Origin of the sequence: Agathobaculum sp. LCP25S3_E8, from assembly GCF_052117165.1 — a bacterium.
Classification (GTDB): Bacteria; Bacillota; Clostridia; order Oscillospirales; family Butyricicoccaceae; genus Agathobaculum.
The window spans coordinates 15,512-27,355 of the sequence record NZ_JBQKJR010000043.1; the positions used below are offsets into that span (position 1 = coordinate 15,512).

Annotated in this window: 14 protein-coding genes and 1 pseudogene; 13 read left to right on the forward strand and 2 right to left on the reverse strand. The window is 51.4% G+C overall.

The window, feature by feature from the left end:
- Positions 1-33 precede the first annotated feature (33 nt).
- Complete coding sequence (locus ACTQ34_RS13085; RefSeq protein ID WP_441364205.1) at positions 34-774, reverse strand: tRNA 2-thiocytidine biosynthesis TtcA family protein; 741 nt, start codon at positions 772-774, stop codon at positions 34-36.
- 277 nt (positions 775-1,051) lie between these two features.
- On the opposite strand from ACTQ34_RS13085, the gene rplM reads away from it, so the two are divergent.
- The 13 genes and pseudogenes from rplM to ACTQ34_RS13150 all read left to right on the forward strand — a co-directional run.
- Positions 1,052-1,480, forward strand: coding sequence for a 50S ribosomal protein L13 (gene rplM / locus ACTQ34_RS13090; protein WP_373164544.1), 429 nt, complete (start codon positions 1,052-1,054; stop codon positions 1,478-1,480).
- A 15-nt stretch (positions 1,481-1,495) separates the two neighbouring features.
- Positions 1,496-1,903, forward strand: a complete 408-nt coding sequence (gene rpsI, locus ACTQ34_RS13095) for a 30S ribosomal protein S9 (RefSeq protein WP_441364206.1) — start codon at positions 1,496-1,498, stop codon at positions 1,901-1,903.
- A 466-nt stretch (positions 1,904-2,369) separates the two neighbouring features.
- Positions 2,370-3,191, forward strand: coding sequence for a ParA family protein (locus tag ACTQ34_RS13100; RefSeq protein ID WP_062807365.1), 822 nt, complete (start codon positions 2,370-2,372; stop codon positions 3,189-3,191).
- On the forward strand, positions 3,148-4,074 hold the full coding sequence (locus ACTQ34_RS13105) for a ParB/RepB/Spo0J family partition protein (RefSeq protein ID WP_062807364.1): 927 nt from the start codon (positions 3,148-3,150) through the stop codon (positions 4,072-4,074). Before ACTQ34_RS13100 ends, ACTQ34_RS13105 begins: the two co-directional genes overlap by 44 nt.
- Positions 4,075-4,086: 12 nt before the next feature.
- On the forward strand, positions 4,087-4,362 hold the full coding sequence (locus ACTQ34_RS13110) for a DUF5720 family protein (protein WP_068759160.1): 276 nt from the start codon (positions 4,087-4,089) through the stop codon (positions 4,360-4,362).
- Positions 4,363-4,391: 29 nt separating this feature from the next.
- A complete protein-coding gene (locus ACTQ34_RS13115; RefSeq protein WP_008982210.1) occupies positions 4,392-4,577 on the forward strand; it encodes a hypothetical protein in 186 nt (61 codons plus the stop codon).
- Positions 4,578-4,643: 66 nt separating this feature from the next.
- Positions 4,644-5,528: a DUF6017 domain-containing protein gene (locus ACTQ34_RS13120; protein ID WP_262395767.1), complete on the forward strand. Its 885-nt coding sequence runs from the start codon at positions 4,644-4,646 to the stop codon at positions 5,526-5,528.
- 34 nt (positions 5,529-5,562) lie between these two features.
- Entirely contained in the window at positions 5,563-6,309 is a 747-nt protein-coding gene (locus ACTQ34_RS13125) for a BRO family protein (RefSeq protein ID WP_062807363.1), read from the forward strand.
- Between the two features lie 22 nt (positions 6,310-6,331).
- Positions 6,332-6,643 (forward strand): DUF5720 family protein, encoded by a 312-nt coding sequence (locus tag ACTQ34_RS13130; protein WP_062807362.1) that lies wholly within the window; start codon positions 6,332-6,334, stop codon positions 6,641-6,643.
- A gap of 12 nt (positions 6,644-6,655) precedes the next feature.
- Positions 6,656-7,075 carry a DUF4313 domain-containing protein gene (locus tag ACTQ34_RS13135; RefSeq protein ID WP_154520381.1) on the forward strand — a complete coding sequence of 140 codons (420 nt, stop codon included), beginning with the start codon at positions 6,656-6,658 and terminating at the stop codon, positions 7,073-7,075.
- Between the two features lie 86 nt (positions 7,076-7,161).
- Complete coding sequence (locus ACTQ34_RS13140) at positions 7,162-7,662, forward strand: PcfB family protein (RefSeq protein ID WP_062807361.1); 501 nt, start codon at positions 7,162-7,164, stop codon at positions 7,660-7,662.
- Positions 7,659-9,488, forward strand: coding sequence for a VirD4-like conjugal transfer protein, CD1115 family (locus tag ACTQ34_RS13145; RefSeq protein WP_441364207.1), 1,830 nt, complete (start codon positions 7,659-7,661; stop codon positions 9,486-9,488). The genes ACTQ34_RS13140 and ACTQ34_RS13145 overlap by 4 nt, the downstream gene beginning before the upstream one ends.
- Positions 9,489-9,707: 219 nt before the next feature.
- Positions 9,708-9,836 (forward strand): annotated as a pseudogene (locus tag ACTQ34_RS13150) (Maff2 family protein); the annotation flags it as partial.
- Between the two features lie 154 nt (positions 9,837-9,990).
- Here ACTQ34_RS13150 and tet(40) read toward each other — a convergent pair.
- Positions 9,991-11,211 carry a tetracycline efflux MFS transporter Tet(40) gene (gene tet(40) / locus ACTQ34_RS13155; protein ID WP_002578914.1) on the reverse strand — a complete coding sequence of 407 codons (1,221 nt, stop codon included), beginning with the start codon at positions 11,209-11,211 and terminating at the stop codon, positions 9,991-9,993.
- Positions 11,212-11,844 lie beyond the last annotated feature (633 nt).

An 11,844-nucleotide genomic window follows, 5' to 3' on the forward strand; every position in this document is an offset into this window, starting at 1 on the left:
GCCGTCTCCGGTTGCGAGACGGCGGTAAAAAATCTATTTGGGGCGCTTGGGGGTGCGGGTGCGATCGGGCGCCCAGCCCTGCAAGGGATAGCGCTGGATGGCGCCGAAAATGCGATCGCGCAGACCGGGCATGGTCTGTTCCAGTTTTTTGAGCAGGTCCTTAATCTCCTGCCGTTTGGTGTTGCCGTCGGCCGGGCAGGGGTTGTGCACAATGGGCAGTGCGTGCCGCTGCGCGAACGAGCGGACGTAATACTCGGGTGTATACAGCAACGGACGGATGAGCGTGACGCCTGTGCGGTCAAGGAAAGTGACCGGCTGGAAGCAGGAGATGCGGCCCTCGTAGAACAGGGACAGCATATAGGTTTCGACTACGTCGTCAAAGTGGTGGCCGAGCGCGACTTTTTTGCAGCCTGCCGCGAGCGCTGCCTCGTGCAGCGCACCGCGGCGCATCTTAGCGCACAGCGCACAGGGATTTTCCTCCTTGCGGATGTCGAAGATGATGGGACCGATTTGCGTCGGGATGCGGATGTAGTCCACGCCCAGCTCGTCGCACAGCGTCTGCACGGGAGAAAAGTCCATCTCGTCATAGCCCATTTCAAGCGTGATGGCGACGACTTCAAATTTCTTTGGGTAAAAGGCACGCAGCTTTGCCAGCGCAACCAGCAGCGTGAGCGAGTCCTTGCCGCCCGATACGCCGACAGCGATGCGGTCGCCGTCCTCAATCATATGGTAATGATCCACCGCGCGGCGGACATAAGAGAGCATTTTTTGCATGGTTTTGTCTCCGGTTTATCGTAAAATAAAATCAAACACAATTATTTATATCAGAAAACCGGTTCGGACGCAAATGAAAAAACTGAAATGGAAAGTAAGAAAACAAGAGAATGAAAGAGAATGAATGAGAATGCAAGAGTTTTTATTGGATTTGAGATATTTTTTGAAAATTCCGCTTGACTTGCGCAAAACGATGTGTTTTAATAGATATGCTCGTTTAGAGCGCATGAAAATGTTGTCAAAATAATTTTTGATAGAATAAACGGAGGAAGAAAACATGTCTACTTTTATGGCTAAGGCAGAGACTGTCGAGCGTAAGTGGTACGTGCTGGACGCTGCGGGCAAGCCGCTCGGCCGCACTGCTGCTACCGCCGCCATGCTGCTGCGCGGCAAGCACAAGGCCGAGTTCACCCCCCATGTTGACTGCGGCGATTTCGTTATCGTCATCAATGCGGACAAGGCGGTTCTGACCGGCAAGAAGCTCACTCAGAAGTACTATCGTCACCACACCGGCTGGGTTGGCGGCCTGAAGGAAGTGCAGTACAAGACCCTGATGACCGAGAAGCCGGAGTTTGCAATGCAGCTGGCTGTCAAGGGCATGCTGCCGAAGAACTCGATCGGCCGTCAGTCGGCTACCCGTCTGAAGGTTTACGCTGGCGAGAACCACAATCATCAGGCGCAGAAGCCCGAAGTTTGGGATAAGTAAGGGAGGAACTAACTGATGTATACACCTAAGAAGGCTTATTTCTACGGCACCGGCAGAAGAAAGTCCTCCGTTGCCCGCGTTCGTCTGTTCCCGGGCGGCACCGGTGAGATCAAGATCAACAACCGCACCATCGACAACTACTTCGGTCTGGAGACTCTGAAGATGGTTTGCCGTCAGCCGTTCGAAGTGACCGGCACTGCTGGCAAGTTCGACGTAGAGTGCACCGTGTCTGGCGGCGGCTTCACCGGTCAGGCTGGTGCGATCCGTCACGGCATCGCTCGTGCTTTGCTGCAGGCGGATTCCGAGCAGTACCGTCCCGCACTCAAGGCGGCTGGTCTGCTGACCCGCGATCCGCGTATGAAGGAACGTAAGAAGTACGGTCTCAAGGCAGCACGTCGTGCACCTCAGTTCAGCAAGAGATAATCTGCTGTTCAAACCGTATCAAAATGGTTCAAAAACCCCGGAAAATCAAGGTTTTCCGGGGTTTTACTGTATCTAAACGGGCTGATATGGTTTGACCAAATTTGGCAAATCAAGAGCCGTTTTCACCCAATTTTTAGTGGTTAAATATAGGACAACCGGCAAAAATGGGGGTAAAAAAAGGGGTTAGTGGTTAAATTATAGGACAACCGAGAGCCGATTTTGGGGGTGTTTTTCGTCCCTCCTTTCCCTCGTTTTGGGCTGTGGCAGTTTGACATAGTTTGACCTAATTTGAATAATTGAATATGAATTTGATATAGCACTCAGTATAAAATGACTGGGTGCTTTTTTCATTTCAGGAACTCGTATTCCGGCGATAGAAAGAGCCGTCACTTCACTTTTTATTTTGGAGTGGCGGCTTTTTCTATTTCCAGAAGCAACAGCAACAATTAGAAATGAGGTGAAGTCAATGAACACGCAAATCATTGCCATTGCCAACCAGAAGGGCGGCGTTGGCAAAACCACTACCTGTGCCAATCTTGGAATCGGTTTGGCGCAGGCTGGAAAGAAAGTCCTGCTGATCGACGGAGACCCGCAAGGTAGCCTGACGATCAGCCTGGGCAATCCTCAGCCGGACAAGCTGCCCTTTACGCTGTCGGACGCTATGGGGCGTATCTTGATGGATGAGCCGCTTCGTCCCGGCGAGGGTATCCTGCACCACCCAGAGGGTGTAGACCTGATGCCTGCGGACATCCAGTTATCCGGTATGGAGGTATCCCTGGTAAATGCCATGAGCCGTGAGACTATCTTGCGGCAATATCTGGACACGCTGAAGGGGCAATACTCCCATATTCTCATCGACTGCCAGCCCTCCCTGGGGATGCTCACAGTCAATGCGCTGGCCGCTGCGAACAGGATCATAATTCCCGTTCAGGCGGAGTATCTGTCCGCCAAAGGGCTGGAACAGCTGCTCTCCACGGTAAACAAGGTAAAGCGGCAGATCAACCCCAAGCTCCAGATAGACGGTATCCTGCTGACGATGGTTGACAGCCGAACCAACTTTGCCAAAGAGATCTCCGCACTTTTGCGAGAGACCTATGGCAGCAAGATCAAAGTATTCGGCACAGAGATTCCCCATTCTGTCCGGGCAAAGGAAATCAGCGCAGAGGGAAAAAGCATTTTTGCCCATGACCCCGGCGGCAAGGTGGCAGAGGGCTACAAAAATCTGACGAAGGAGGTGTTGAAACTTGAAAAGCAGCGCGAAAAAAATAGAGCTGGCCTCGGTAGATGATCTGTTCTCCACCGAAGAAGGCCGCCAGGATGCAAAGCTGGAAAAGATTCAGGAAATTCCGTTGTCTGAACTGCATCCGTTCAAGAACCACCCATTCAAAGTCAAGGATGACGAAGCAATGATGGAGACCGCTGACAGTATCAAGCAGTATGGCGTTCTGGTTCCGGCCATTGCCCGACCGGACCCGGAGGGTGGCTATGAGCTGGTAGCCGGACACAGGCGGCACAGAGCCAGTGAGCTGGCAGAAAAGGAGACTATGCCGGTCATTGTTCGGGATTTGGATGATGATGCCGCCACGATTATTATGGTTGACAGCAACTTGCAGCGAGAAAGCCTTCTTCCAAGCGAAAGAGCATTTGCTTATAAAATGAAGCTAGATGCCATTAAGCACCAAGGAGCCAGGACGGATTTAACTTCGGCCCAAGTTGGGCCGAAGTTGACTGCGGCAGAAAAAATCGCGGAGAACAGTCCAGATAGCAAATCACAGATTAAGAGATTTATCCGTCTGACAGAGCTGATTCCTGAATTGATGGATATGGTGGATGAAAAGAAGATCGCCCTGAACCCTGCCTATGAGCTGTCCTTTCTTAAAAAAGAGGAACAGGTAGACCTGCTGGACGCGATGGACAGCGAACAGGCTACCCCTTCCCTTTCCCAAGCCCAGCGGCTCAAGAAATACAGTCAGGAGGGGCATCTGACCCTCGATATGATGCGCGTCATCATGGGTGAGGAAAAGAAAAGCGATCTGGATCGAGTGACATTTACCTCTGACACCTTGCGGAAGTATTTCCCCAAAAGCTATACGCCCCAGCGGATGCAGGAAACCATCATCAAGCTACTGGAGGCATGGCAGAAAAAGCGTCAGAGAGACCAGGAACGATGAAAGGAGCCGCCTATGAGGGATATTTCAGCCCGTGAGCTGAAAGGACACAACATTCTCGCCGTAGGGAGGTTTTGGGATAATACCCGCTGGATGATCGAGTTTTCCGTCCTGCGTCCCAGCACTGCTTACGGCAGCCCCGGAGATGAAATGCGGTTGTTTTTGACTGAGGACGGGTATCAGGCCGCCCTGCAAAGCCAGCAGCGCCGGGAGATCAAGATCAAGCGTTACGCTCGTGTGATTGAGGGACATATCCTCGATTTCAAACCGGGAAAACGCCGCCGCTCATAAACCCATACAACGAAAGGAAAGGAATGACTATGTGTACGGTAAAGGAAATTCAAGAAGCAATCCGGGAAGATTGCAAATCTCAGCATGACATGGATTCAACGGATATTGACCGCGTGATGCAAACACTTCCTTTCGCCCAGGAGGAGCCATTTACAGAGGCGCGTCCCCAAAAGCCGCTGTTTTGGTTCTATGCAAGAAAATTTGAAAAGCGTTGAACACCGCAATTCTTTGAAATGAGGATTGCGGTTTTTTGTACCCAAAATTCGGAAGGAGTGAGGTCGATGGCCGTTTTTCGCATTGAACGGACCCGTGATTATACCGTGATGAGCAATCATCATTTACGAAATGCAAACCTGTCGTTAAAAGCCAAGGGGCTGCTTTCCATGATGCTGTCGCTGCCGGAGGATTGGAATTACACCACCCGTGGCCTTGCAAAGATCTGTAAGGAGGGCGTGGATGCCATAGGTGCTGCCCTGCGTGAACTGGAAGGAGCCGGATATATCGTGCGCCATCAGAGACGCGATAAAAGTGGGCGGATCACAGATACCGAGTATGTCATCTATGAACAGCCCCAGCCAGATATGTCCCAGCCGGATACGGCTTCACCAGATACGGAAAACCCGGATATGGTAAAACCGGATATGGTAAAACCGGATACGGAAAAGCCCGCAGAATTAAATATAGAGAAATCAAATACAGAAAAATCAATTACTTATGGATCAAGTACCGATTCCATTCCCTTCCGGGAAACAGCGGCGGCAAGACCGCCGGAACGGAAAGGAAGGGATGCGATGTCTGTCACAGAGATAGAAAATTATCGGGAGTTGATTTTGGAGAATATCGAGTATGACTGCTTGAAGCAGCGTTATCCTCTCTACCTGGATGACCTGAATGAGATCGTAGAGCTGTTGGTTGAAACGGTCTGTGCCAAACGAAAGACTACCCGGATCTCTGGGGCAGACTTCCCTCACGAGATCGTGCGTTCCCGTTTTTTGAAACTGGACAGCTCCCACATCGAGTTTGTCATGGACTGTCTGCAAAAGAATACCACCCAGGTACGCAACATGAAGCAGTACCTGCTTGCAGTGCTGTTCAATGCGCCTACCACCATGAACAATCACTTCACTTCATTGGTCAACCACGATATGCACGCAGGCGGCTGGTAAAGGCCGCCTTTTATCATGCCAAAGGAGGCACGACATGAACCAGATGGAAATTTTCAAAAACCCGGAGTTTGGCAGTATCCGGGTCATCGAAGAAAACGGCAAATACCTGTTCTGCGGAACGGATGTGGCTGGCGCTTTGGGGTACAGCAATCCCCGCGATGCAATTATCCGCCATTGTAGGTATGTCGTGAAACGCGACGCACCTCACCCACAAAGCCCTGACCGCAAAATCAGTATGACTTTTATCCCCGAAGGAGATTTGTACCGCCTAATCGTTCACAGCAAATTGCCATCGGCAGAACGGTTTGAACGGTGGGTGTTCGATGAGGTCCTGCCTACCATTCGTAAGCACGGGGCCTATCTCACAAAAGAGAAGCTGTGGGAGGTAGCTACTTCCCCGGAGGCTCTGATGAAGCTCTGCTCAGACTTGTTGGCTGAGCGTGAAGCGAATATTTCTCTGCGTAAGGAAAATGCACAGCTGGAGGGCAAAGCCGCTTTCTATGACCTGTTCATCGACTTAAAACACAGCACCAATCTCAGGACTACCGCCAAAGAGTTGGATGTTCCGGAGCGCCGGTTTGTCCGGTTTCTGATAGAACGGCGGTTTGTGTACCGCACGGCATCCGGCAATGTGCTGCCTTATGCCAATGTGAAAAATGCGGGGCTGTTTTGCGTCAAAGACTACTGCAATCACGGTCATACCGGTTCTTACACGCTGGTTACGCCCCAGGGCAAGCTCTACTTTGCCCAGCTGCGGGAGATGATCTTGCTGGTCTCATAAGAACGGAAAGGAAGTGGGTTTTATGCAGGAAAGCAAAACAATCGGTCAGCTGATGGAGGAAATGCGCCAGAAAGCCGGGGCGCAGAACTACCACGGCCATGACTACATGGATCTCCAGCGATTTGCGGAGAACACACGGCACATGATTATTTTTGATGTGCTGACGCATGATTCCCCGGTGGGCTGGAAAGGAGAACGGACCCGCCTGTTTTTGTCAGATATAGGCTATGAAAAAGCTCTGGACAGTCAGGCAAAGGGGCAGATCAAGATTCTCAGCCATGCAAAGGTCAGAAATGGAGATTTGTTTTATGACCACAAAGAACAGATACGATAGGAGGAATCTGATATGAATGAGGAAAAGAAAGTACCCTTCAAGTGGGAATATGGGGAAGAAACCATATCACTGCAACTTGGGATGTATGCGAATAATCAGCGGCTTTATATCGGCATGATTACCCATACAGAAGATGGAGCGGAGCCGTTTGCAGATATGACGGTGAACCTTTCGGGGTATTCCCTGGACCCCGGAGAGGCGTTTATTTCCGGTGACATCAGCAAGGACTTGCTGCGATTCATCAAAGAGAACAAATTGGGGAAAGTGCTTCCCTACCAGGTGCAATCCGGTTATGGGAAATATTCTGCCGTTGCCTTTGATTTGGAGAAATTGAAGGCATTTGATCCCAAAGGTGTGGCGGAGTTTCGGAAAGAGTGGAATCTGCCGGATAAGAAGCCGGTAAAGAAAAAGAGCCGCGGGATGGAGCGATGAAGAAATATCTTCTCCGGCGGCTGGTGGTCCCGCCTTAGAAAGAAATGCACCACCCCTGCACATTTTGTGGAAAGGAGGCGATGAAAATGCAGGAAGAAGTGGAAAACAGGACTTTAACGCTGGTTGTCAGCGGAACAAAGTTCACCGGTCGGTTGCTTAAAGCCGCCATCAGCAAGTACCTTGCCCACTGCAAGGAAAAGAAGCTGCAAAAGCAGAGAAGCCGTGACGCTCCTGTGACACCCCACGGCAAACAGACCGTCAAGCAGCTCATTGGTCAAAATCAGGGGATCTCCAATATCGAGATCACAGACCCCTCCATCAAGGAATTTGAGAAGATCGCCCGGAAATATGGTGTGGATTATGCGGTGAAGAAAGACCGCAGCAGCTCCCCGCCCAAGTACCTGATCTTTTTCAAAGGCCGTGACGCCGATGCGCTGACCGCTGCATTTACCGAGTACACCAGCAAAAAGGTCAAGAAGGCCGAGAAAACGGAACGCCCGTCTGTGCTGGCAAAACTCAGTCAGTTCAAAGAGATGGTCAAAAATGCCGTGGTGGACCGCACCAAGCGAAAGGAGCTGGAACGATGAAAAAGCAGTTTGACATCAAAAAGCTCGTTTTGCTGAACCTGCCTTATCTTTTGATGGGGCTGTTTGCCACGAACTTCGGGGAAGCGTGGCGGCTGGCTCAGGGGGCAAATGCTTCGGAGAAATTCCTTTCCCTGTTTGCTGTCCTGCCTGGGGCGCTGCAAAGTTTCTGGCCCAGCTTGCACCCGTTGGATCTTTTGGTGGGGCTATGCTGCGGAGCTGGCCTGCGTCTGGCGGTGTACCTCAAAAGTAAAAACGCCAAGAAGTATCGGCATGGACTGGAGTATGGCTCTGCCCGTTGGGGAACCCGTGAGGATATTGCTCCCTACATCGACCCGGTATTTCAGAACAATGTGATTCTGACGAAAACCGAGAGCCTGACCATGAATAGCCGCCCCAAGGACCCCAAGACCGCCAGAAACAAAAATGTGCTGGTGATCGGCGGCTCCGGTTCCGGTAAGACCCGCTTCTGGCTCAAACCGAATCTGATGCAGATGCACAGTTCTTATGTGGTCACAGACCCCAAGGGCACCATCCTGGTGGAGTGCGGAAAAATGCTCCAAAGGGGCGCACCCAAGCTGAGGAAGGACGGAAAGCCCATGAAGGATAAGCACGGCAAGGTCATTTATGAGCCTTACCGCATCAAGGTCCTCAATACCATCAACTTCAAGAAGTCCATGCACTATAACCCCTTTGCCTACATCCACTCCGAAAAGGACATCCTGAAGCTGGTCACGACGCTGATCGCCAATACCAAAGGCGAAGGCAAAGCCGGAGACGATTTCTGGGTCAAGGCAGAAACCTTGCTGTACTGCGCGTTGATTGGGTATATCCACTATGAAGCTCCGGTGGAGGAGCAGAACTTTTCCACCCTTATCGAGATGATAAACAGTATGGAAGTTCGGGAGGATGACGAGGAATACAAAAACGCCGTTGACTTGATGTTCGATGAGCTGGAATCCCGTGATCCTCGCCACTTTGCCGTCCGGCAGTATAAGAAATATAAGCTGGCCGCCGGAAAAACAGCCAAGTCGATCCTGATTTCCTGTGGTGCGCGTCTTGCCGTGTTCGACATTGCAGAGCTGCGTGAGGTCACGGCTTATGATGAGCTGGAGCTGGACACTCTGGGAGACAGGAAAACTGCCCTGTTCCTCATCATGAGTGACACTGATGACAGCTTTAATTTCCTTATATCCATGTGTTATACCCAACTTTTCAACCTGCTCTGTGAAAAAGTCGACGATGTGTATGGCGGCAGGCTCCCGGTCCATGTGCGCTGTCTCATTGACGAGTGCGCCAACATCGGCCAGATCCCCAAGCTGGAAAAGCTGGTAGCAACCATCCGAAGCCGTGAGATCTCCGCCTGTCTGGTGTTGCAGGCGCAGAGTCAGCTCAAGGCAATCTATAAGGATAACGCAGATACCATCATCGGCAACATGGATACTTCCATCTTCCTGGGCGGTAAGGAGCCAACCACCCTCAAGGAGCTGGCTGCCGTGCTGGGCAAGGAAACCATCGACACCTACAACACCGGAGAGAGCCGTGGGCGTGAAACTTCCCACTCTCTCAACTATCAAAAATTGGGGAAAGAGCTGATGAGCCAGGATGAGCTTGCTGTTATGGATGGCGGCAAGTGTATCCTCCAACTGCGCGGTGTGCGTCCTTTCCTTTCGGATAAGTACGACATCACCAAGCACCCCAATTTCAAATACACAGCCGACGCAGACGAAAAGAACGCTTTTGACATTGAAGCGTTCCTGTCCGCAAGGTTGAAACTCAAGCCCAATGAGGTCTGCGATGTATATGAAGTAGACACAAAGGGCGCTTAAATCTGTTCCGCTTTTGAAAGGAGTGATCGTATCTACCCGCCTCAACCGCCCTTTTTGGGCCATTGGCGTACAAAGCGGACAATCGCAAGAAAAAATAATGAAAAAGGAGGACAGCCGGAATCATGCCCCCGGAAACCGGGCGGCAGATTGTTCCGGCTTTTGTATGCCTATGAAACATGACAAACCTATTTTTTAATCAGATTCCGGCTAACAAACTATATGGCATTTTTTGAACAGGCAATCACCGTTCTTCAGACCCTCGTTATCGCGCTCGGTGCCGGTCTCGGTATCTGGGGCGTTATCAACCTGCTGGAAGGTTACGGCAACGACAACCCTGGTGCAAATGCTCATGTACGGTAAAGTATCACAAGAAAATTATGTCGAATTGACAGCCGCCTCCGCTATACCGAATAAGGAAATAAAGAGTCCTCAAATTTTGCGCTACTAAATGAAGACGAGCGGAAGTAATCTCCCGCTCGTCAGTAAACTTAACTATGCCATATCAATCCCGCTTCTTTCCCGCCACCGGCACTAAGAACAGCGCGGGCAACAGCAGGAAAGCGGTACAGACCAGCCCCCAGGGTATGGACACCTGCTGGGCTACCAGCCCCACAATAGGCCCGCCGATGATCTGCCCGAAAGAGTCCAGCTGTCCGCTGGTGGAAAAGACTGTGGCGCGCATTTTCTCATCCACATGGTCGTTCATCCAGGCGGCCAGCACAGGCTCCTTGATGGTGCGCATAAGCCCCGCCAGCAGGAACACCAACAACATGAACCAAAAGCTCCGCCCCACCGCGAAGAGAACCAGGCACAGGATATACCCGGCGCTGGTGGACATGACCACACTGGTTCGGCTGACAGTCCCTTTTTTCTCCATGCGGGCGATGAGCAACTGAGAAGCCAGAATACCTAAGCCGCTGCCGATAAGACTGATAACACCGAACCAAGTGACGCTGTTCAGCGGCCCGATAACGGGTATTACCGTGTCATCCAGAAAATGAGCGGTGGAGAGCCGGTCAAAGCCTTCACTGGCAAGTCCCCCGCATAGTGTGATTGCTAAGAGCGCCAGCAACACAGGTGCGCCTTTCACAAAGCCCAGGTTGAGCTTGAACAGGCAGACAAAGTCTTTAAGCAAGCCCTGCCGTTCCTCAATAGCAGGGGAGAAGTTGGTTTCTGGCATGATGCGAACCAACACCAGCCCCAACAACAAGCACAAACTGCCCCCCAAGATGACAGGCATTTGCAGGTTTATGTTTCCCAGCAGTGTGCCCAGCACCACGCCCAGAACGCCGCCGATTTGCCCCATTTGACTGCCCCGCAGGAACACCTTGTCTATGGGTTTGTCCTCTTCCTCCGAGGCAATCCACGCCTCCAGAGCGCCGGTGATGAAGGTATCACCGCAACCCCAGACAACCTGGGCCAGCAGAACCGGCGCGAACCACGGTAGCGCACCCTCCATCAGAAAGCCCAGGCCGTAGAGGAACATTCCAATCAGCACCGAGCGCCGACGGCTATACAAATCCGCCACCACACCGGTGGGTATCTCGAACAGAAAGCAGGAGGTCTCCAGAACCGTCCCTACCAGGACAAGCTGGAAAGCATCCAGCTGCACCACCTCCAGGTGGTACACGATGGAAAGCACTGTGGACATAGAAACCGCCAGGGAAAAGACAAATCGGAACAGCAGGTAGACAGAATATGCCTTTGAATTTTTAGCAAACATGAAGTTACATTCTCCTTTACGAATCAGTGGGTTGTTTTGTGAAACAAGCCCGACTGCCGCGCAGGAAGGGCAAACTTCTCAGCCCTTTCTAACAGTGATTTTAGAAAAGGCCTCCTAAAGTGCCCAAAGCGCCGTTAAAAGACTTGTTTCTGTTTTTGCAGTTTGCCATATGAATACCTCCGATACTGAAATTAGAACAACATGGCTGTTCTTCTTCGCGATATTATAGCAAATGGGCTTTGTGTTGTCAATATAAAGAGAAGCGAGAGCGAGAGCGAGAGCGAGAGCGAGAGCGAGAGCGAGAGCGAGAGCGAGAGCGAGAGCGAGAGCGAGAGCGAGAGCGAGAGCGAGAGCAAGTATCGACCAGTGTACCAAATTTCGCTTTTCGCTCATTTGTCCCCCGGTCAGATACTTGTTGGGGTTGCCACCCCAAACCCGCCTTTTGCGGCTTGCGCCGCTGAAAAAACTTGCCCCAATACTTGTGTTTTAGATAAAAATTGTCCGTTGCAGTTTGAAAGGAGTTGTGGAGTAGTACCCTGTAAGTGCAGTCGCAAATTCCCCAAAAATCTGTTAAACTGAACGAACAGAGACGGAGGGGATCGCAATGAAACGTTACAGCAAAGAATTTAAGGA